The sequence below is a fragment of the [Clostridium] celerecrescens 18A genome (assembly GCF_002797975.1).
GTDB classification, from domain to species: Bacteria; Bacillota; Clostridia; order Lachnospirales; family Lachnospiraceae; genus Lacrimispora; species Lacrimispora celerecrescens.
The window spans coordinates 3,635,828-3,656,486 of the sequence record NZ_PGET01000001.1; the positions used below are offsets into that span (position 1 = coordinate 3,635,828).

Genomic DNA, 20,659 nt, shown 5'->3' on the forward strand with positions numbered 1-20,659 from the left:
GTATACCCGCAGGATTTTTCCTCTTTCCTGCCTATTTTGGGGGGATTATGGTATACTGCGGGTATTTCAACTATGTGGTTATCTCAATTATTTTTTCAATTGGGTTGTTAAATTCTCTGATATACACGACCGGGCTGCCGCTTTTGCTTACAATGGTGCTCTCAACCAAAATAATCGGAGTATTCAGCTTTACGTGAAGCAGATTAATATATTTTACAGGCACTATGATAGGAAGAAACTTCTGCGTAACCGATCCCTCATCAATGTATCCTTTCAGATCCAAAAGCTTATTTAAGTTGTTGTAATCATTGTCATTGATCAGACTTTGGATCAAATAGATTTCTTCAACACTTACAGGCTTTCCATTCTTCCGGTTTAGGCGCACGATCCGGATCATCCGGTCTTCAGATCCGATTTCCAGACAGGAAGCGACCTTTTCATCGGAAAAACAGGAACTGAAATAGATCACATTGTAATCATAAGTATCATCCATTGGCTTATTCAGAGTCTCTGCAGATGTATTTTTTTTCATAAGCCTCTGGTCTGCAACAAAAGTTCCTTTATTTTTATCTCTGTATAATACTCCCTCTTCCACCAGTTCATTTAAAGCGTTGCGCACGGTCATCCGGCTGGCATTATACCGTCCGGCCAGTTCCCGTTCTGATGCAATAGGGGTATTGACAGACGCGTCCTTAATTTCTTCCATAAGGTCCTGTTTTATTTTTTGATATTTCGGAGTCCCCATTGTATCACCTCTTATCACCTTTAATTCTCTTTTGTCCTCTGTCCCTTAATGAAGCTTTCCATGGATGAAAGCATCCTGGAAACCCTTTTTTTGGAACCTTTTTGATAAAACCAGGAGACAATCTTATAGTTTAAGGAGTAGGAAGTACTCTCCCCCTCAAATCCCTCCCTGTAGTGTACCATAATGTTTCCGTCTTTACTATCTTCGATCTCGTAAAATATAACATTTGTTCCATGAGAGGTGCGGAAGCTTGCCTCATAGCAGTTTGGAGAGACAAACTGCTTGATCACCACATCCACATGGTTTTCCTGTCCCATTTTATTTTTCATTTTCTTTTTATAACGAAAACCGGAATAAATCTGGTCTGGATTTACCTTTTTCCCTGTGGCCTGGCTGATATCATAGGCAACCGAGGACGCCAGGGCATTAAAGAATTCCTTAGCCTCTACATTCAGTTTTTGACTTACTTCCATATGTCTCTCCTATTTGCCCGTTTCAAAACCGTTGTTATTAAGCAGTTCCTGATACCAATAACCCGACTTTTTTATGGTCCTTTTCTGGGTTTCCAAATCCAGCTCCACAAGCCCGTAACGGTTCTTATAAGCATTGAGCCATGACCAGCAGTCCACAAAGGTCCACACATGATATCCAATGCAATTGCTTCCTTCTTCTATCCCTTTATGAAGCCAGGTCAAATGCTCCTCATAGAACTCAATGCGGTAATCATCCTGTATCATACCGTCTGTCTTAAAACGTCCCTCATTTTCCACACCCATGCCATTTTCTGTGACCATCCATTCAATGTTCCCGTAGTTGTCACGGATATTGACTGCAATGTCATATAAGCCTCTGGGATAGATTTCCCATCCCCTGTATGGATTCATCCGTTTGCCAGGCATATCATAGATATCAAAATAATATTCCGGTGTAAACGGAGCTGCCGGATTGGGAATACTGGCCTTTGCACAGACACGGAACGGATGATAGTAGTTTATTCCCAGAAAATCCACCGTATTTTGACGGATGATCTCTAAGTCCTCCTTAGAAACCTCCGGCAGCAATCCGTGCTTTTCTACGAGGGCAACCAGCTCCGGATCATACGTTCCCTTAACGGCAGGATCCAGGAAACTCCTATTCTGGAACAGCTCAGCAATCTTTGCCGCCTTCTCATCCTCTGGATGGGAGCTTCTGGGATAAGCCGGGGTCAGGTTTAATACGATCCCGATCTTTCCTCCCTTCTTCATGCTGTGATATTCTTTCACTGCTAAAGCGCTGGCCAGGGCTGTATGATAAGCAACCGAAACAGCAGCTTTGGGATCCACCTTGCAGGGATAGTGATAGCCCTGCAGATATCCGCATTCCACATGGACGATGGGCTCATTAAAGGTAAACCAGTGTTTCACCAGATCTCCGAATAAGTTAAAGCAGGTCCAGGCATATTCTTTATAATAATCCACCACCTTTCTGTTTTCCCAGCCGCCCAGCTCCTGCAGCTTTACCGGCATGTCAAAATGGTACAGATTCACAAATGGTTCGATCCCGTTTTCCCTTAATTCCAAAAACAGGCTGCGGTAAAAATCAGCCGCTTTTTCGTTCACCTCACCAGATCCCTCCGGAAACAGGCGGGACCAGCTGATGGAGGTCCGGAAAGAATTATGGCCTGTCTGCTTCATCAGCTGAATATCCTCTTTGTAATTCTGGTAAAAGGTGGAGGTAATGCCAGGGCCAATGGCTCCATGAAATTTATAGCCTTCTTCCTCATACCACAAATCCCAGATATTTTTCCCTCTCCCGTCATTATCTGCGCCTCCCTCACACTGAGTGGCGCTGGTTGCACTTCCAAAGTAAAACCCTTCCGGAAACTCAAGTTTCATACCTTATACCCCCTTATTTCCTCTTCTTTATCAGCATGACTGCACCCAACAGTACAAATACCAGACCAACGGTCATATACATGGCAGGAGATGGAAGCTGGGGTGATACAGTAATGAACAGGCAGCCTATGGCAATTAAAAATATGGTCCAGCTTTTCATGGTCTCTCCCCTTCTTTCTCTGCTAAACTTAAGAACTGCCAAATCAGTTCTGTCAGGACAACCCCTGTGAACTGGTCTGGCAGCTCCATCTTAATCTATGTTGCTATTCGTTTTTCATTTTATTCGCCATCATTACAAATGGTGTCCAGATGGCAAAAGATATAAACAGATTAAACAATGATACAAGTGCTGCCATAAAGCTTCCGCCTGTTGCAAGGAAGGCATAGATGCCTGCAGGCATTACCCAGGGTACCGCTACGAAAACCGGAGGAATCAGGCCAATGGCAGTTGCGCCGTATGCGATGGTAGCACATACTGGAGGGACGATCAGCCATGGGATTAAATACACCGGGTTCAATACGATCGGCATACCGAAGATGATCGGCTCATTGATATTAAATACACCCATGGGCCAGGACAGCTTGGCAATGGCTTTCTGGTCATCCCTCTTAGAAAACAGGAAGATTGCAATAATAAGTCCTAAGGTAATTCCGGAACCGCCCATCTGGCAGTAGGCATCAAAGGAACCGCGGGTCCATAAGTATGGAAGATTCGCAGTGCTCTGGCTGGTGGTAAATGCCTCAATGTTCTGGTTTAAGGCCGTTAGATAGATACCGTCCATGATAGGAGCCAGTACGTTGTGCCCATGGAGACCAAAGAACCATAACAGCTGGATCAGGAATACCATGAAGATTACGCTGAAGAAGCCTTGTGACAAGCTGAGGAGCGGTCTCTGGATATATGTGAGAACCATATCATTAATGGTGGAGCCTGTTGCGGTTATGCAGATCTGGGTTAAGATACCTGCAACATAAATGGCGATTACACCTGGAACGATTGCTGCAAATGCTTTGCTTACTGCTGGCGGTACAGAATCAGGAAGGTTGATGGTCACCTTCTTCTGCATCAGCTTTATGTAAATCATGGTACAGATAAAGCCCATAATCAATGCGGTAAACAGACCACCGGAACCGGTATATCCGGAACCTAAGTATCCCCAGCCGCTGACTCCGTTTAATGCAACACCGCCGCCTGGTGTGGCTGCCACGTCAAGTCCGAGACCTTTTAACTGGTCGGCAACTGCCGCTGCAACACCTGGAAGCTCATAGTCGAAGGTAGCGCTTTGTCCCATACAGGTGACTAAGCTAGCGAATGCGATGACTCCGCCTGCAATGGCGTTTACATCGTAGGTTTTTGAAAGATTGTAGCCCAGAGCAAAAACAAATGCCAGAGCAAGAATTACGATAGAGCCAAAATATACATTGCCATTAACACTGATGATCGGAGACATGGCCTGGACAAAACCGGTCATACCTGCCTGATTTGGAAGGTCTCTTAAAAATACATTAAGTAAAACTGCTATGGAACCAACCATGGTAATTGGCATGATGGCAATAAAGGCATCACGAATGGCAACCAGATGTTTCTGGGAACCAATTCTAGCTGCGATTGGCATAAATTTTGCTTCCATGAATGAATTAAATGCACCCATAACTTCTTCTCCCTCTTTTATACTCCCCTAAATTTTTAGAACGGGGAGCTTCTTTTTCATACTTACCCGTTTAACTTCCCCAGCGCCTGATCCAGTACCTTGGCGCCATTCATTGTGCCGTAAGCCATCATATCGATGACAAGCACAGGTTTCTCATTTTTCACTCTCTCGTTCATCTTCTTCTCAAGATAACGAACCTGAGGCCCTAATAAAATAATATCTGCCTTTTTCACTTCCTCAACGGATTCAGCATCTCCCACCGCCCAAATGGTGGCCTCCACGCCTTTTTCTGATGCTGCATCCTGCATTTTTTTTACAAGCATGCTTGTAGACATTCCCGCTGAGCAAACTAATAAAATATGATACATCCTCGCACCCCTTTCTGTGGTCTAGACCACTTCTTCTTACCCATATGATACTATATCATATGCAAAAACACAAGCAAATTCTAAAATAAAAATAAACTTTTTATTTAATAATTAATATTTTCACCTTAAAACATGCATTTTATCCGTTATAACGCCATAAAAAAAGCTGTGAAACAGACTTTTTCAGTCAATTTCACAGCTTTTTCCTATTCTGGACTTTCGTTTTTAAAGAATTGAGGGAGGTATTCTTTATGAGCCTCCAGCAATTCATGAATGACAGCATTGGCATCGTGATCGCTTGCACAAAGGGGATTCATGTTGAGAGCTGTCACTGCTAAATCCCGGTTTCCGGTGACAGCCGCTTCACAGACCAGGCGCTCAAAGGTCTTGATGGTTTGAATGGTCCCGTTAATCTGGGGCTTTAATTCGCCTACGGTAATGGGCTTTGGACCGCCGCCTGTGATGATGCAGGCGGCCTCCACCGCACTGTCTGCCGGGAGGTTTGAGATCGTACCGTTGTTCCGTACGTCTACATATTGGATATCGCCGGTATTGTTGTGCAGGGAGCAGATCAGGTTGCAGGCAGCATCGCTGTATCTGGCACCGCCTCTCATCTCCAGCTGCTTGGGCTTTACATCCAGGTTCTCATCCTTGTACAGTTCAAACAGTTCCTCCTCCACCTTTTTTACCACTTCGCCCCGGACCCGGCCTTCCCTGTATTCCTTTAACTCCTCTTCCAGCTGCTCTTTGGTAAAGTAATAATAGTTGTGATAGGGGCAGGGGATGCAGTGGAGTCCCCGGATAAACTCCGGTGAAAACGGCAGGGTGGAAAAATTCTTCATGGAAATAGCATCTTCGGCACTGATGTGCTGATAGATTTCCAGGATCTCTTCCAGCCTTGACTGTCCATCCACAAATACATCGGTAGCAAAGATATGGTGGTTTAAGCCGGACAGCTCCATCGTCACCCGCTCCGGCTCCACATCTAAGAGTCTGGCAAAGCCATTTACCATATTGACCGGCACATTGCAAAGGCCGATCACCTTTTTATAATCCGTATATCTTATCACAGCCTCTGTGATCATTCCCGCAGGATTGGTGAAGTTGATCATCCATGCCTCCGGGCAAAGCTCTTTCATGTCCTTTACAATATCCAGAATCACCGGAATGGTGCGGAATGCCTTGAACATGCCTGCCGCTCCGTTTGTTTCCTGGCCGATCATGCCATGGCTTAAGGGGATCCGTTCATCCTTGATTCTGGCATCCAATAGCCCCACTCTCATCTGAGTCGTTACATAATCCGCATCTTTTAAAGCTTCCCTCCGGTCATACGACAGAATCACCTTCATGGGAAGTCCCGCTTTTTTTACCATTCGCTGTGCAAGGGCGCCTACGGTCTCCAGCTTTTCCCTTCCTGCCTCAATATCCACCAGCCAAAGCTCTCTTACAGGCAGTTTTTCATAACGTTTGATAAACCCTTCCACCAGCTCCGGCGTATAAGAGGAGCCGCCCCCGATGGTAACGATTTTAATCCCTTCCATTCTCTTTCTCCTTTTCCTGGATTGTAATAAGCCTTCTTGCTCCTGAGATTATGTCAGTGTGCAAGAAGGCTGTTATGGGTAAATCCTTATTTACTTTTCAATGGCGTCCTTTAAATCCTTGATCATCCGGTAAAGGTTTAAAACCTCCGCCGCCTGATCCTTTGCCATCATGGCCATGGTTAAATGATCCTGGGCATGTACCAGAATGATGTTTACCTCAACAGGATTCCCCTGGGCTTCCTGTTGGATCAAATCAATCTGGGACTGATGGGCAGATCTCATCTCAAGCTCCGCCTCTTTTAAGTATTTTTCCGCCTCCTCAAAGTTAAATTCTCTAGCAGATTCCATCGCCATCATGGAAAGCGATTTTGAATTTCCTGCGTTCATAATGAGCTGAAATGCTACAGCATAATTCTCATCCATGGTATACTCCTCCCCTATGTCAAATTTTTCTATATACTAGCACAAGCATCTTTTTTTTGCAAGAGAAAGTAAAAAGAGAAGAAAAAATAAATTCTTAAGGCCTGTCGGAAAATGGAAGGCCGATATACCCTTCAATCAGCTTAAGAGTCTGTTCTAAACCTTTCTCATGGGTCCGTTCGGTCCCATGGGAAGCGTGAACTCCCGGACCGATCAAAGCGCCACAGATGTCATGACCGCCCTTAATGGCGCTTCCTACATCAGAACCGTAGTGAGGGAATACATCCACCGCAAAATCCAGGCCTCTTTCCTTTGCAACGGCAATGAGGCGGTTTGTCATTTCATAGTCATAAGGCCCGGTGGAATCCTGGGCACAGATGGATACTTTTTTTTCATCACCGGTCAAGTCATCACCCAAAGCTCCCATGTCCACGGCAATAAACTCCTCTATATCTTCCGGTATCCAGCTTGCGCCATATCCCACCTCTTCATAATTGCTGATCACTAATTTAAGGGTCCTTTCCGGCTTATGCCCGGACTCCCATAAATCCTTTAATACTCCCATAAGGACTGCCACAGAAGCTTTATCATCCAAATGGCGGGATTTGATAAATCCGTTTTCCGTATGGACGAACATGGGATCAAAGCTGATGTAATCCCCAGGGGATATTTCCAGCTTCTTTACATCATCGATATTTTCTACCAACTCGTCCAGGCGTATCTCCATATTTTTTACCTTCCTCTCCAGAGTTCTGGCATTGTCATAAGTGTGGACGGATGGCTCTTTTGTAAGTATGGTCCCGGTGTAGGTTTTTCCGGTTCTGGTGTGTACTTTGCAGTACATGCCTTCGATGGTCTCCATCATATAACCACCCACAGGCACAATGGTGAGCATCCCTGTTTTGGTGATGGAACGGACCATAGCTCCCAGAGTGTCCACATGGGCGGATAAGCCTAAAACCTCCTGTTTCTGTCCGGGAACCTTAATGATGAGGCCGCCTTTCTTGTTATAAACAGAGGAAAATCCGAATTTCGAGGCCTCTTCCTGGATCGCATTCATGACTTCCCTGGTGTAGCCGCTGGGGCTTGGGATATTTACAATTTTTTCCAGAATTGATGTAACATATGACATTGTCTTCATGATGATTTACCTTCTTCTTTCTTTTTTCTTTTTGTGGTCTTTTACTGTAAATGTAAACTTTTGTATTGACTGGGAGTACATCCATTGCTTCGTAAAAACAGCTTGGAGTGATAGCTTAGATGATTATATCCACAGACAAATGCGGCCTAAGTGATGCTGTCTGCGGTGTCTTTTAGAAGGCCGCTGCTGACCTTCAGCGTGTAAGAATTCAAAATATCAATGGGGGACTGGCCTTCCAATCCGGATAATCTGACAACCTGTCCTTTTGAATATAAAGCGGAATCCCGATCTGGTCATAACGGACGATTTCAGAGGCATCCTGCATGACATAGGAATCTATCATCAAATTTTCCTCACCTTCTCTAAATACGATTGTTACAATAAATAATAATAATTGTGATTGATAAGTGGGGCTCAGTGCATTATCATTATATCATATAAATCTTAAACCGGCAAAGAAGGTTAATCAATTCATTCCTATACAAAAATGAGGTTGGAGGAACAGAACATGCTGTCAGATTATCATATACACACTAATTTCAGTGATGATTCCCAGTGCCCTATGGAGGATTTTGAGCAATCATCAGGTAGGTGACAAGGAATTCTGGAATTATCAGTTCCAGGAGGGAAAAAGCCAGGAAGAATTTCAAACAGCTTATTATGAGGCCATTTATGAGGTTGTACAAAATTACAAGCAATACTCTGTCCTGGGCCACTTAGATATGATCAAACGGTATGATACCTATGGGGATTATCCGGACAGCAAAATTATGGATGTAGTGGACAAAATACTCCGCTGCGTGATTGCTGACGGAAAAGGAATCGAGGTGAATACTTCCAGCTTCCGATATGGCTTAAAGGACTTAACACCATCCACGGAGATCCTGAAGCGGTATCTTCAGTTAGGAGGACGTATCCTTACCATAGGCTCGGATAGCCATAAGATGGAGCATCTGGGGTACCATATTGGGGAAGTAAGGGGCATCTTGAAATAAATGGGATTCAAGCAAATCTGTACCTTTGAGCGCATGCAGCCCATTTATTGGGAGCTATGAGAAAAGGTGCTGTCCTGCGGCCAGGACGGCACCTTTTTCATATCCACTGCCATTATACTTCGAAAATTAAATCTCCATAACTTGGCATTGGCCAAAATTCTTTATCTACGATCATTTCCAGCTTATCAGCAGGATCACGGAGGGCTACCATGGCAGGTACTACCTCATCCCGGAAAGCATTTGCCCGTTCCTTGTTCCCTTCGATTGCCGTACATTTCGCGTCAGCCTCTGACAGAGCGGCCAGGGCTACCTTCATATCGGAAAGATAAGCACTTACCTCTATGAGAAGCTCTTCCTGAACACTGGTATCGGCTGCCGGACACGCTGCCTTTACCTTTCCCAGGGAATCTGCAAGAAGAGATGCATACTTCACAGCCGCAGGGATGATCTGCTTTCCTGCCATGTCGATCATGGCTCTTGCCTCGATGTTAATGGCTTTGCTGTAAGCCTCATATTCGATCTCAACCCGGGATTCCAACTCAGCCTTTGTGAATACCTTAAACTCCTCAAACATCTTTACTGAAGCCTCTGTGGTAAGAGCAGGAATCGCCTCAACCATTGACTTAAGGTTTGGAAGACCTCTTCTTTCTGCTTCATCTACCCAGGCCTGAGAATAGCCATTGCCATTGAAAATAATCCTTCTATGAGCTGCCAGCTGCTCTTTAATCATGTCATGGACTGCCGTATCAAAATCAGCAGCCTTCTCAAGGACATCTGCCGATTCTTTTAATGCCTCAGCAGCGATGGTGTTTAAAACCACATTAGGAGAAGAAATGGAATCAGAGGAACCAACCATTCGGAACTCGAACTTATTGCCGGTAAATGCAAATGGTGAGGTTCTGTTTCTGTCCGTAGCATCCTTGAATAAATCAGGCAGGGTTCTGACACCCGTTTTTAAGGTACCGCCCGCCTTGGAGCGGGTAGCCTCTCCGGTGCTGCAAAGCTGATCAACTACATCCTCTAGCTGTTCGCCGATGAATATGGAGATAATGGCCGGCGGCGCTTCATTTGCCCCAAGCCTGTGATCATTTCCAACATCAGCCGCAGATTCCCGAAGCAGATCCGCATGACGGTCAACCGCCTTTAAGATACAGGACAGCACCAGCAGGAACTGGATGTTCTCATGGGGTGTTTCCCCTGGATTTAACAGGTTGATTCCATCGTCAGTGGTTAAAGACCAGTTGTTATGCTTTCCGGAACCATTGACCCCTGCAAACGGCTTTTCATGAAGCAGGCAGTTTAATCCATGACGGCCAGCCACCTTTTTTAAGGTTTCCATAACTAATTGATTATGATCAACCGCTACATTTGCCTGCTCATAGATAGGTGCCAGTTCATGCTGGGCGGGAGCAACTTCATTATGCTGGGTCTTTGCAGGCACACCTAACTTCCACAGCTCCTCATTTACTTCCTTCATAAAAGCCGCGATCCTCTCGCGGATAGAACCGAAGTAATGGTCTTCCAGCTCCTGTCCCTTCGGGGGCATCGCTCCGAACAGGGTGCGTCCGGCATAGATTAAATCTTTTCTCTGTAAATATTTTTCATGGTCGACCAGGAAATATTCCTGCTCGGCACCAACAGAAGGAGTAACTCTTTTTGAGGTGGTATTTCCGAATAATCTTAAGATCCTTAAAGCCTGCTCGTCGACAGCTTCCATGGATCTTAAGAGCGGTGTTTTTTTGTCAAGAGCTTCTCCTGTATAAGAACAGAAAGCGGTGGGTATGCAGAGAGTAACGCCGATGGCATCTTCTCTTAAGAATGCAGGGGAAGTGCAATCCCAGGCGGTATAGCCTCTTGCTTCAAAAGTCGCCCTTAAGCCTCCGGACGGGAAAGAAGAAGCATCCGGCTCTCCCTTTACCAGTTCCTTCCCGGAAAACTCCATAATTACCTTTCCTTCCGGTGTGGGGGCGGAGATGAAGGAATCATGTTTTTCAGCGGTAATTCCGGTAAGAGGCTGAAACCAATGGGTATAGTGAGTTGCGCCTCTTTCAATGGCCCAGTCTTTCATGGCATGTGCAACTACGTCTGCAATCGATGGATCCAGCACCGCACCATCCTCAATGGTTTTCTTTAATTTTTTGAAAACAGATTTTGGCAAGCGCTCTCTCATTACGGTTTCGTTAAATACATTCTTACCAAACAGCTCAGCTACGTTTACAACTTCGCTCATAAATTTTCCATCCTCCCATATTTTGATAAGTCAAACTGCCTTTATAGTCTCCTCGCGATCTGAATATGCGCATAAATCAGAAAAGGCGTCCTCCCGGTTAAGGAGAACGCCATCGTTCTTAAATTAAATTAAACCATTTTTCCCAAAAAATCAAGTACTTTTTTGAAAAATATTTTCCTTAAGCTTTACCAACGGAGCCAAATAATTCCATCTTCTCTTTTACAGTTGCTTTAATGGCATCTGTTCCAGGGGCGAGAAGCTTACGTGGATCAAAGCCTTTGCCTTCTAAATCCTTGCCTGCTTCAATGTACTTACGGGTAGCTTCTGCAAAGGTAAGCTGGCACTCTGTATTCACATTGATCTTTGCAACGCCAAGGCTGATGGCCTTCTTGATCTGGTCTTCCGGGATGCCTGTCCCACCGTGAAGTACTAAAGGCATATCGCCTACTTTCTCCTTGATGGCAGCCAGGGTCTCAAAACTTAAGCCTGCCCAGTTTTCCGGATATTTTCCGTGAATGTTGCCGATACCTGCTGCCAGCATGTTCACGCCTAAGTCTGCAACCTGCTTGCACTCATCAGGATCTGCGCATTCGCCCATACCAACTACGCCGTCTTCCTCGCCGCCGATAGAACCAACCTCAGCTTCAATGGAAATTCCTTTTTCTGCACAGACTTTCACAAGCTCAGTCGTCTTCTCTACGTTCTCAGCGATAGGATAATGGGAACCGTCAAACATAATGGAAGAAAATCCTGCTTCAATGCACTTATAGCAGCCGCCATAGGAGCCATGATCCAGATGAAGTGCTACGGGAACTGTAATGTTTAATTCTTCGATCATGGCTTTCACCATAGCTGATACGGTCTTATAGCCTGTCATGTATTTACCAGCGCCTTCGGATACACCCAGGATAACCGGGGATTTCAGTTCTTCGGCTGTCTGTAAAACAGCTTTCGTCCACTCAAGGTTGTTGATGTTGAACTGTCCAACTGCGTACTTTCCGTCTCTTGCCTTTTCAAGCATATCTTTTGCTGAAACTAACATATCACAAACCTCCATTTGTTTTTTTCTCTTACTCTATATTATTATATACCATCTTACCCCATTTGGAAAGAATAATTTTTCCAGATTGTCTTTTTTATAACAAAGTTACATTTTGCTTTTATTCCCGCTATGCCTTATAATGGGGGCAGGTTCTAAATACATAATAGGAGATTTTTTATGAAACGAAAGATGTGGCAAGGCATTTTCCGCCGTCAGGACTCTGAAACCACAGATATGCAGGAACGCCAGGAAGGGACGGAACTGTTCTCCGGCAAACAGCTGCGCCAGTTGATCTTCCCCTTAGTCATAGAACAGATACTGGCTGTATTTATGGGAATGGCTGATATTATCATGGTAGCCTCCTGTGGCGAAGAAGCCGTGTCCGGCATATCCATCGTGGATACCATAAACGTCCTCCTGATCGGATTATTCGGAGCAATGGCTGCGGGAGGTTCCGTGGTAACGGCCCAATACATCGGCCGGAAAGATGAAAAAAATGTTGCCAAGGCCTCCGGCCAGCTTTTCCTGGCTGTGGGCGGGCTTTCCATGGCCATTATGGCAGTGACACTGGTCTTTAATGGGCCGCTTCTAAGGCTCATATATGGTGACATCGGTCAGGAGGTCATGCATAACGGGAGAATTTATTTCTACATATCCTCTCTCTCCTATCCGTTCCTGGCATTTTATAACAGCGCTGCTGCCCTTTTCAGGACAGCCGGAAACTCCAAGGTATCCATGCAGGTCTCCCTGGGTGCCAACCTCTGCAACATCGCAGGAAATTTCCTGTTCATCTACGTATTCCAAATGGGCGTGGCAGGTGCCGGACTTTCCACCCTGCTTTCCAGGATCCTGTCCGCTGTGGTTATGTTTACCCTTCTTAAAAAGCAAAGCCATTTCCCCATTGAGTTCCGTCTGCGCGCAGACAAGAGGATTCTGCGCCAGATCCTCTATATCGGCATACCAAACGGCCTGGAAAACAGCATTTTCCAGCTGGGAAAGCTTTTGCTTTCCAGTCTGACAGCCAGCTTCGGTACTATGGCAATTGCTGCAAATGCGGTTGCAAGCACCATCTGCGGTCTGGAAACTATCCCTGCCAGTGCCATAGGCATAGCCCTGGTGACGGTTGTGGGGCAGTGTGTAGGTGCCGGGGAACTGAAACAGGCCCGCAAATATATGGGAAAGCTGTTAAAAACGGCATATATCTGTCTGTGGATATTAAACCTTTCCATCATACCGTTTTTAAATCCCATATGCAGCCTGTTTCATCTATCGGGCGAGACCAGCGCCCTGGCTTATAAGCTGATGCTTTACCATAGCATCTGCTGCATGATAATCCATCCCCTGTCCTTCTGCCTGACCAATGGTCTGCGGGCTGCCAATGACGTCCGTTTTACCATGACCGTTTCCATCTGTTCCATGTGGATTTGCCGGATCGTCATGGCCTACGTATTAAGCCTTTATTTCGGCCTTGGACTTATGGGAATCTGGATTGCCATGACCATCGACTGGCTTGTGCGCGCCATCTTCTTCTCCACCCGCGTCTTAAGCGGAAAATGGTGCCGGTATGCCAACCGGAACATCCGTTAGCTTAAAAAGCTTACAACTGCTTCTTTCATCTTATCCGCATCGCACTCTGTATCATGACGTACAGGTACGGTGCGGATTTCTTCTACTGCCCGGGGAACGGGAACCCTGGATATCTCTGCCAGATGATCGATGATCCGGAATTCATCCGGCTCCTCCTGTTCTCCTTCAATGGCTTCCAGAACGCTTCCTGCAAATTTATAGGGGCTTGCCGTGGAAGCAATGATATTCTTTGCCTGATCCTTAGTATCTTCCTTGTATTGGTCATATACGCATGCTGCCACACCGGTATGGGGATCGATCAGATAGCCGGTATCCTCAAAAATCTTCTTAATGGCTGCCCTGGTTTCCTCTTCTCCTGCAAAACCTCCCATAAAATCTTCCATAAATTGCTTCATACCGGCGGTCACCGTATAGCTGCCTTTATCACCCAGTTCCTTCATAAGAGCCGCATTGGCCTCTGCATTACATCCGGCACTTAAATAAATCAGGCGCTCTAAGTTGCTGGATATTAAAATATCCATGGACGGAGAGCTGGTAAGGATAAAGTCCCGGTTCCTGTCATAGGTCCCGGTCTGGAAGAAGTCATAAAGAACTTTATTTTCATTGGAGGCACAGATAAGGGTCTTAATGGGAACCCCCATCTGCTTTGCCAAATAGGCGGCCAGAATGTTTCCAAAGTTTCCAGTAGGCACAGTAACATTCACTTCTTCTCCGTCAGAAATCTCTTCACAGGCAAGGAGCTTTGCATAGGCATAAACATAATACACCACCTGTGGAACCAGCCTGCCGATGTTGATGGAGTTTGCTGAAGACAGCTGAAAGCCCTTTTCATCAAGCATGCGGGCAAATTCCTTATCACCGAATATCTTTTTGACCCCTGTCTGAGCGTCATCAAAGTTTCCATGAATAGCGGCCACATGGGTATTTTCCCCTTTCTGGGTTACCATCTGAAGCTCCTGGACGCGGCTTACACCATCCTTTGGGTAAAATACGATGATTTCCGTTCCTTCCACATCAGTAAAACCGGCCATAGCAGCCTTTCCTGTGTCGCCGGAGGTAGCGGTAAGGATCACAATTTTATTTTTCACCTGATTCTTTCTTGCCGCAACGGTCATCAGATGAGGAAGGATGGAAAGAGCCATATCCTTAAATGCAATGGTGCTTCCATGGTATAATTCCAGATAATAGGCTCCGTCAGCCTTGGCAAGCGGAGCGATCTCCTCTGTATCGAATTTGCTGTCATAAGCCTGTTCAATACAGCTCTTTAATTCCTCAGAACTATAATCTGTAAGGTACAGCTTCATGACCTCATAGGCTGTTTCCTGGTATGTTAACGCTGACAACTCTTTCATGGATTTGTCAAGCTTTGGGATAAAACATGGCATAAACAGGCCGCCGTCTGCCGCCAGACCCTTTAGGATTGCCTGGGAAGCCGTCACACCGGCTTCGCCGCCCCTGGTACTTTGATAGGATATTTCCATGGTATTTTATTCCTTTCCTGCTCTCTCATAATGTCAATGGATCAAAACCTTGCCAGCATTGTAGCACACTTTCTTTAAGGACGCAAGAAAAAAGGGCAAAAAAGTTTTCACCTAACGGACGAATGTATTTACCCCAGAGACACGAGGGTTCCATTTTTATTCTCTATATGGTAAGATACAACCATGGATACAGAAAGGAGAGACAGCTTCATTGAAATATGAACACATGCTGACAGGGATCTTTGTAAGCCGGCCCAATCGTTTTATTGCCCACATCCTGATTTTAAAAGAGGGGTATGGGGAAGTGGAAGTGATCTGTCACGTTAAAAATACAGGACGCTGCCGGGAATTACTCATCCCCGGCGTTAAGGTGCTGGTGCAGTTTCATCCGGAAGCCTCGGCTCTTGGTAGAAAAACAGAATACTCTTTGATCGGCGTATGGAAGGAACGGGAAAGGCGCGGGCCGCTCCTCATCAATATGGATTCCCAGGCCCCCAATCAGGCGGCGTACGAATGGCTGCAATCCATCCGGGAAAATTCTCCCCTCCCTTTTCATCAGACAGAGGATACACCTTCCCATTTCAGCCCGGTCATAAAGGGCATCAGACGGGAAGTCACCTACGACCAGTCACGGTTCGATCTGGCTTTTCAGACGGTTCTGCCAGGTAAATGGGAAACCCATGGAGAGGAAATCCCTGCATTTATGGAGGTTAAGGGAGTCACCCTGGAAGAAAACGGCATTTCCATGTTTCCTGATGCGCCGACGGTGCGGGGAGTAAAACACATAGAGGAGCTTATGAATGCCCACAAGGAAGGGTATGAGGCTTATATATTGTTTGTCATCCAGATGAAAGAGATGGAGGCATTTACGCCAAATAAAAAAACGCATCCGGAATTTGCGGAAGCGTTAAAAAGGGCGAAAGAGGCCGGGGTCCATATTTTAGCATATGACTGTGTCGTTACGGAGGATTCCCTCTCCCTGGACATGCCTATCCCGGTCTATCTGACGTGATAAGTGAGGAAGCTTTCAAGGGGTGGAGCTGCACCATGACATGAAACCTATTCAAGTTGTATAATTCTTCTGATTTAAAATTTTACTGAAAATTTATAACAATTTAAATTATAATAAATATACTGTTGAAACCTTCCGGCGGAAGGGAGGTGTAAACTTGCAATACTTAATCAACTTAATAGTTTCGGTTACGGCAAATGTAATTAGCTACTACATACGCAAATGGTTAGACCGGAACGAAAGCAACAGTTAGCCAAAAAGAACCCCTAGAGACGGCCATCTCTAGGGGTTCACTCTTTAGGTGTAAACGTGCACCTAATCAACTTTAGCTATTATCATAATATACTTTTTACAGTAAAATGTCAAGGCTAATAGCATTCAATCCTAAAACTTCCGCCCTCCGCCTCCCATGGTGCGACCGGAGGAGGTATGGGTAGTACTCCTGCCGCCGGAGGAAAAACCGCCTCCGCCCCGGCCTGTATTCCCCTGATTCCGGGGAATGATCATATAGGTCACGTTTTTGTTCACCAGATGGTCAAACTGGTCCGAATAACGGAACTGACAGTTTGCACGATAGGCCATCAGCGAGTTCTTAGCCCAGCCTCTCTCCTTTTTCATGGAATACCGACTGGTTACTCCCCCGCAGGCTGTGGCCGCTGCAATAAGCCCGATAAGGGCCGCCAGTGCTGCCTCATACCACCGGATGCTGCGGTAAACACTTATTTTTCCTGTCTCTTTATCATAATTATACTGTCCTCCGGGAATTCCGGCCTTGTAATATTTGTTCACACCGTCCAGAAAGCTCCCGGCACAGGCTCCGTAATTCTGATTGCTTATTTCGTCATAAGCGGAATCCAGAATGGAATTCCAGCGCTTATCCGTTAGAAACCGGTTCATCTTTCCCACCGGAAGGATGTAAAGCTCCCGGTTATCCATATCGATCAGGAACAATACCCCGCTGTAATCCTTCCCAACTCCATAGGCTCCTCTTATGTAAAAATCCTCCGCATATTGTCCGGCCGACTTTCCACCTGCCTGGTCTGTGGTTGTAATCACCACATCCATATTCATTTCTTTTCTCATCGCCTGGATCTGAGTTTCAAATGTTTCTATTTCTTCCTGGGAAAATAATCCGGCTTCATCATATACCCGCTTTTCCTTTAAAGCGCCTCCCGGGCCTTGGCTTTCAGCAAAAGCTTTCATGCCACCGGAAAGAACGATCAGAAACAGGAGAACCGTGAACAATAAAACGGTAACCCGGCTTATCCGAAGGAACAGTCCCTTTGTTTTCATCATATCAGATACCCCACAATCAGCATGGCAAGAAATACGGGCAGGAATATTTCCATAAACAGAAGCATCAGTTTGTTCCGGTCCACAGGAAGTTTTCCGCATACCTTACCGGTCTGCCCATTCACTGTAAAATAATACATCTGGTCCTTTGCCCCATCGTGGTAGGTAAGAGTCCACACAGGCAAAAGTGCATACTCCCATCGTTCATCCTCCAGACGGATGGATTGATTCTGAACCCTCACAGAATCATAGGAGGTAATGCTGTTTTTTAAGGACTGCTCAGCAAACAGGCGCACCTCTGACTTTACATCCTCAGAGAATTCCTGCTCTCCCATGTCCCGCCGTTCTGCCACAAAGCCGGAAAGATACCCCATGGAAAAGGGCTTCATCTTCTCCGTTTCAAAAGGCAGAACTCCCTCCACCAACTCCCGGTTGGACTTTTTAAGAGCATTACGGGGTACGAATTTTACAGGCATAGAGCCTTCCCTGCGGACATCATAGGTCTGAGTTTCCGTATAGCGTCGGTCACCGCTTACCCATACCCGCAGACGGTCCGCTTTTGCATTCAGGCTTCCCTCTGCCCGGCAGCTGTAAAGCATATAAGGAAAATATACACCGGAAATCTTCTCGATCTGGTCTTCACTGTAAAAAGCTTTAGGAACAAACCGTTTCTTTTTCATCCATTGCTCAAAGATTTCCACGGCCCGCTTCTTTTCCATTGCAAATGGAACTACATAATCCGGATGGAATTCCCCGGACAGCCTGCCCGATAAGATCACCGGGTTATGACAATAGTAGCAGAAGGTCGCTGCAGTGGTCTCATCCGTCACGATCTCGGCACCGCAGCTAGGGCAGGTATAAAGAACAGGCTCTCCGCCCTGTTTCTTTGCTTTGGGTGCCTCCGGCTCCCTGATCTTCTTTTCTTCCTTAGGCTCCTGTGGCTCCCCGCTCTCTGTTTCTTTCTGGTTGAATTCTGATAAGCAGTATTCACAAGCATATTTCTGCTTTTTCGGATCAAAGATAAGCGGCCCGCCGCAATTTGGACATTTATAGCTTATGATCTCACTCATGGTCTTGGTTTTCCACACTCCGAACAAAATCTGCCATTGTTTACAGTTTTACATTCACAGGTCCATGTTCCAGCCGGCTTTGGATTTCCGCATTCCGGACAGAATTTTCCTGTATTCACACTTCCGCAGCCGCAGGTCCATTGGCTTTCTGAAGGACTTTCGGCCTTACCCACTCCGCTTGCCGGAGTCCGTTCGCTGGAATTTTCCTGCTGGGCCCGGTTCATCTGCATCTGCTGATAATTGGCATTTGAAGCTGCTCCCATAAAGCCTCCGCCTGTGTTCATTCCCATGTTCATGCCCATAAAACCAGCCATGGAACCATTGGCATTGCTCCCTGCCGCTTCAAGACCTCTGGCCACCGCTCCCTGCACATAGCCCTCCCTGACCCCGGGATCACTTAACATGGCCCCCTGGTTGCGCATCTGGATCAGCTTCTTTGATTCCTCATCATAGGAAATACTGGCGATTCCAACGGACTGGATCTCGATACCTCTCTGGTCCTTCCACTGGTCATCAAGGACACCCGCCATATACTGACCCAGTTCTCTTCCTTTTGAAGCTACATAGGAGATCCGGATACCATCGGCGGACATCTGGTTGATCGATGACTGAAGAGCCTCTAAAAATTCAGATAAATACTGGGCATTGATATCATCCACCTCGACCCGGGAAGCATTTTTCGGTATGGCTTCCCCATAGAACATCAGAGGGTCCGTCACCTTGATGGAATATGTTCCGTGGGCCCGTAAAAACAATTCCGCATTATAAAACTGATCGAAATAATTGATGGGATTGGGGGTACCGAACTTAATCCCTTTAATCTCCTGTAAATTGATGAAATACACCCTCTGGGAAGTGGGCGTCTGTCCGCCGAAGCGGATCCGGTCAAAGGATTCCTTTATGGCTTCATCAAACTGACCGTTAAAAAGGGACGGAAGGGAAGAATTTTTCACAGTAAAATAGCCTGGTTCTCCGGTGTAATCAATCACCTTTCCGCCATCGACCAAAATCATGAACTGATTGGGGTAAACATGAATGACGGAACCATCAGATACCGTATATTCTGTGCTCTTTGTATTGGATCCCTTCCGGATCTTCACTCCGCTGGTGAATACGGTCTGATCTCCCATATTGCCTGCTTCTATCACTTCAAGCCACTGGTCTGCCAGTGAACCTCCTACTGCGGTAGTAAGTGCCTTAACAATTCCCATGTCATTTCCTCCTTAACGGTTTTTATTCGATGAGTGATCTCACCTTCACTCTCTTTCGCTCATTATATCATGAACCTGCGGTTCTTGATCGTCATTCGCCGTTCGTGCCGATGAGTGAACTCATCTTCACTCTCTTTCGCTCATTATACTACACCATTAATCGGTTGGCTATACCGTTCCTCTCATCATGGAAATTTCTTTTGCGTATCCGGAAAGGTCATTGGGCGTTTCCAGATAAAAAGGAAGGCCCTTTAAAGCCGGGTGAACCGTCATCCGCTTCAGAGCCTCAAAACCGATAAAGCCTTCTCCGATTTTAGCATGACGGTCCTTGTGAGCCCCAAGAGGATTCTGACTGTCATTTAAATGGATCGCCTTCAATTTTTCCAGACCGATAATCCGGTCAAACCGGTTTAAGACTCCGTCCAGATCACCGGCAATATCATAGCCTGCATCCCATACGTGGCACGTATCCAGGCAGATGCCCATATAATCCTTTTGCTCCACCCGGTCCAGGATCTCCCGTAACTCTTCAAATTCCCGTCCTACCTCGCTGCCCTTGCCGGACATGGTCTCTAAAAGGACGGTGGTATGAAGCTCCGGTGTCAGAACCTGATTCAGCATATCTGAAATATAACGGATCCCGTCTTCTGTCCCCTGTCCCACATGGCTTCCCGGATGGAAATTGTAGCAGTTTCCGGGAGTGTATTCCATCCGGTCTAAATCATCCTTCATGGTATCTCTGGCAAGGGTACGAAGCCCTTCATCTGCGGAGCAGGCATTTAAAGTGTAGGGCGCATGGGCCAGAATCCGGTTTATTCCATGTTCCCTGGCAAAAGCCAGGAAACGGTTCACATCATCAGGGTTCATGGCTTTGGCCCTTGTTCCCCTGGGATTTCTTGTAAAGAACTGAAAGGTGTTTGCATCAATCTTTTCAGCTTCCTTCCCCATGGCGAAATAGCCTTTTGAGGAAGACAGGTGACATCCGATGGTAAGCATA

The 20,659-nt window shown here is 46.1% G+C and carries 20 protein-coding genes; 3 read left to right on the top strand and 17 right to left on the bottom strand.

Translation table 11 applies throughout. The features are described 5' to 3' along the window. Positions 1-70: 70 nt before the first annotated feature. From H171_RS16605 to H171_RS24735, 10 genes are all read right to left on the bottom strand, one after another. Positions 71-745, bottom strand: a complete 675-nt coding sequence (locus H171_RS16605) for a GntR family transcriptional regulator (RefSeq protein ID WP_100306132.1) — start codon at positions 743-745, stop codon at positions 71-73. 20 nt (positions 746-765) lie between these two features. Next, positions 766-1,218 carry a DUF3284 domain-containing protein gene (locus H171_RS16610; RefSeq protein ID WP_100306133.1) on the bottom strand — a complete coding sequence of 151 codons (453 nt, stop codon included), beginning with the start codon at positions 1,216-1,218 and terminating at the stop codon, positions 766-768. Positions 1,219-1,227: 9 nt separating this feature from the next. Beyond that, complete coding sequence (locus tag H171_RS16615) at positions 1,228-2,619, bottom strand: glycoside hydrolase family 1 protein (protein WP_100306134.1); 1,392 nt, start codon at positions 2,617-2,619, stop codon at positions 1,228-1,230. 13 nt (positions 2,620-2,632) lie between these two features. After that, a complete protein-coding gene (locus tag H171_RS16620; RefSeq protein WP_100306135.1) occupies positions 2,633-2,779 on the bottom strand; it encodes a multidrug transporter in 147 nt (48 codons plus the stop codon). 103 nt (positions 2,780-2,882) lie between these two features. Further along, positions 2,883-4,271 carry a PTS sugar transporter subunit IIC gene (locus tag H171_RS16625; protein WP_100306136.1) on the bottom strand — a complete coding sequence of 463 codons (1,389 nt, stop codon included), beginning with the start codon at positions 4,269-4,271 and terminating at the stop codon, positions 2,883-2,885. Positions 4,272-4,333: 62 nt separating this feature from the next. After that, positions 4,334-4,639, bottom strand: a complete 306-nt coding sequence (locus H171_RS16630) for a PTS sugar transporter subunit IIB (protein WP_013271207.1) — start codon at positions 4,637-4,639, stop codon at positions 4,334-4,336. A 206-nt stretch (positions 4,640-4,845) separates the two neighbouring features. Next, positions 4,846-6,180 (bottom strand): 6-phospho-beta-glucosidase, encoded by a 1,335-nt coding sequence (locus H171_RS16635; RefSeq protein ID WP_100306137.1) that lies wholly within the window; start codon positions 6,178-6,180, stop codon positions 4,846-4,848. Between the two features lie 90 nt (positions 6,181-6,270). Continuing rightward, positions 6,271-6,603, bottom strand: coding sequence for a PTS lactose/cellobiose transporter subunit IIA (locus H171_RS16640; RefSeq protein WP_038278238.1), 333 nt, complete (start codon positions 6,601-6,603; stop codon positions 6,271-6,273). 94 nt (positions 6,604-6,697) lie between these two features. Then, positions 6,698-7,741, bottom strand: a complete 1,044-nt coding sequence (locus H171_RS16645) for a M42 family metallopeptidase (protein ID WP_100306138.1) — start codon at positions 7,739-7,741, stop codon at positions 6,698-6,700. Positions 7,742-7,949: 208 nt separating this feature from the next. Next, positions 7,950-8,084, bottom strand: coding sequence for a hypothetical protein (locus H171_RS24735; RefSeq protein WP_278282707.1), 135 nt, complete (start codon positions 8,082-8,084; stop codon positions 7,950-7,952). A 229-nt stretch (positions 8,085-8,313) separates the two neighbouring features. Here H171_RS24735 and H171_RS16650 point away from each other — a divergent pair, with 229 nt between their 5' ends. Next, a complete protein-coding gene (locus H171_RS16650; protein WP_242976977.1) occupies positions 8,314-8,736 on the top strand; it encodes a histidinol-phosphatase HisJ family protein in 423 nt (140 codons plus the stop codon). 112 nt (positions 8,737-8,848) lie between these two features. On the opposite strand, the gene H171_RS16655 is transcribed toward H171_RS16650, so the two are convergent. Beyond that, positions 8,849-10,966, bottom strand: coding sequence for a glutamine synthetase III family protein (locus tag H171_RS16655; RefSeq protein ID WP_100306139.1), 2,118 nt, complete (start codon positions 10,964-10,966; stop codon positions 8,849-8,851). A 178-nt stretch (positions 10,967-11,144) separates the two neighbouring features. After that, complete coding sequence (gene fba / locus H171_RS16660) at positions 11,145-12,008, bottom strand: class II fructose-1,6-bisphosphate aldolase (RefSeq protein WP_100306140.1); 864 nt, start codon at positions 12,006-12,008, stop codon at positions 11,145-11,147. Between the two features lie 177 nt (positions 12,009-12,185). Between fba and H171_RS16665 the strand changes: the two genes are divergently transcribed. Next, positions 12,186-13,595 carry an MATE family efflux transporter gene (locus H171_RS16665; protein WP_100306141.1) on the top strand — a complete coding sequence of 470 codons (1,410 nt, stop codon included), beginning with the start codon at positions 12,186-12,188 and terminating at the stop codon, positions 13,593-13,595. Here H171_RS16665 and thrC read toward each other — a convergent pair. Further along, the gene (gene thrC, locus H171_RS16670; protein WP_100306142.1) at positions 13,592-15,076 is read right to left on the bottom strand and encodes a threonine synthase; all 1,485 of its coding nucleotides are present in this window, start codon (positions 15,074-15,076) and stop codon (positions 13,592-13,594) included. The genes H171_RS16665 and thrC overlap by 4 nt on opposite strands. Before the next feature lie 211 nt (positions 15,077-15,287). Between thrC and sfsA the strand changes: the two genes are divergently transcribed. Then, entirely contained in the window at positions 15,288-16,088 is an 801-nt protein-coding gene (gene sfsA / locus H171_RS16675; RefSeq protein ID WP_100306143.1) for a DNA/RNA nuclease SfsA, read from the top strand. 384 nt (positions 16,089-16,472) lie between these two features. Here the strand turns inward: sfsA and H171_RS16680 are convergent, their stop codons facing one another. The 4 genes from H171_RS16680 to H171_RS16695 all read right to left on the bottom strand — a co-directional run bounded on the left by H171_RS16680 (position 16,473) and on the right by H171_RS16695 (position 20,658). Next, positions 16,473-17,384: a TPM domain-containing protein gene (locus H171_RS16680; protein ID WP_100306144.1), complete on the bottom strand. Its 912-nt coding sequence runs from the start codon at positions 17,382-17,384 to the stop codon at positions 16,473-16,475. Further along, a complete protein-coding gene (locus H171_RS16685) occupies positions 17,381-18,451 on the bottom strand; it encodes an ATP-binding protein (protein WP_100306145.1) in 1,071 nt (356 codons plus the stop codon). The genes H171_RS16680 and H171_RS16685 overlap by 4 nt, the downstream gene beginning before the upstream one ends. Then, positions 18,448-19,662 (bottom strand): SPFH domain-containing protein, encoded by a 1,215-nt coding sequence (locus tag H171_RS16690; RefSeq protein ID WP_100306146.1) that lies wholly within the window; start codon positions 19,660-19,662, stop codon positions 18,448-18,450. Before H171_RS16690 ends, H171_RS16685 begins: the two co-directional genes overlap by 4 nt. A 168-nt stretch (positions 19,663-19,830) precedes the next feature. Continuing rightward, on the bottom strand, positions 19,831-20,658 hold the full coding sequence (locus H171_RS16695; protein ID WP_100306147.1) for a deoxyribonuclease IV: 828 nt from the start codon (positions 20,656-20,658) through the stop codon (positions 19,831-19,833). Position 20,659: the final 1 nt, after the last annotated feature.

Excerpts from the sequence above, each read along its gene's own strand:
- H171_RS16605 (WP_100306132.1), bottom strand. The coding sequence starts at position 745 with ATGGGGACTCCGAAATATCAAAAAATAAAACAGGACCTTATGGAAGAA.
- H171_RS16610 (WP_100306133.1), bottom strand. The coding sequence starts at position 1,218 with ATGGAAGTAAGTCAAAAACTGAATGTAGAGGCTAAGGAATTCTTTAAT.
- H171_RS16615 (WP_100306134.1), bottom strand. The coding sequence starts at position 2,619 with ATGAAACTTGAGTTTCCGGAAGGGTTTTACTTTGGAAGTGCAACCAGC.
- H171_RS16620 (WP_100306135.1), bottom strand. The coding sequence starts at position 2,779 with ATGAAAAGCTGGACCATATTTTTAATTGCCATAGGCTGCCTGTTCATT.
- H171_RS16625 (WP_100306136.1), bottom strand. The coding sequence starts at position 4,271 with ATGGGTGCATTTAATTCATTCATGGAAGCAAAATTTATGCCAATCGCA.
- H171_RS16630 (WP_013271207.1), bottom strand. The coding sequence starts at position 4,639 with ATGTATCATATTTTATTAGTTTGCTCAGCGGGAATGTCTACAAGCATG.
- H171_RS16635 (WP_100306137.1), bottom strand. The coding sequence starts at position 6,180 with ATGGAAGGGATTAAAATCGTTACCATCGGGGGCGGCTCCTCTTATACG.
- H171_RS16640 (WP_038278238.1), bottom strand. The coding sequence starts at position 6,603 with ATGGATGAGAATTATGCTGTAGCATTTCAGCTCATTATGAACGCAGGA.
- H171_RS16645 (WP_100306138.1), bottom strand. The coding sequence starts at position 7,741 with ATGAAGACAATGTCATATGTTACATCAATTCTGGAAAAAATTGTAAAT.
- H171_RS24735 (WP_278282707.1), bottom strand. The coding sequence starts at position 8,084 with ATGATAGATTCCTATGTCATGCAGGATGCCTCTGAAATCGTCCGTTAT.
- H171_RS16655 (WP_100306139.1), bottom strand. The coding sequence starts at position 10,966 with ATGAGCGAAGTTGTAAACGTAGCTGAGCTGTTTGGTAAGAATGTATTT.
- fba (WP_100306140.1), bottom strand. The coding sequence starts at position 12,008 with ATGTTAGTTTCAGCAAAAGATATGCTTGAAAAGGCAAGAGACGGAAAG.
- H171_RS16665 (WP_100306141.1), top strand. The coding sequence starts at position 12,186 with ATGAAACGAAAGATGTGGCAAGGCATTTTCCGCCGTCAGGACTCTGAA.
- thrC (WP_100306142.1), bottom strand. The coding sequence starts at position 15,076 with ATGGAAATATCCTATCAAAGTACCAGGGGCGGCGAAGCCGGTGTGACG.
- H171_RS16680 (WP_100306144.1), bottom strand. The coding sequence starts at position 17,384 with ATGATGAAAACAAAGGGACTGTTCCTTCGGATAAGCCGGGTTACCGTT.
- H171_RS16685 (WP_100306145.1), bottom strand. The coding sequence starts at position 18,451 with ATGAGTGAGATCATAAGCTATAAATGTCCAAATTGCGGCGGGCCGCTT.
- H171_RS16690 (WP_100306146.1), bottom strand. The coding sequence starts at position 19,662 with ATGGGAATTGTTAAGGCACTTACTACCGCAGTAGGAGGTTCACTGGCA.
- H171_RS16695 (WP_100306147.1), bottom strand. The coding sequence starts at position 20,658 with ATGCTTACCATCGGATGTCACCTGTCTTCCTCAAAAGGCTATTTCGCC.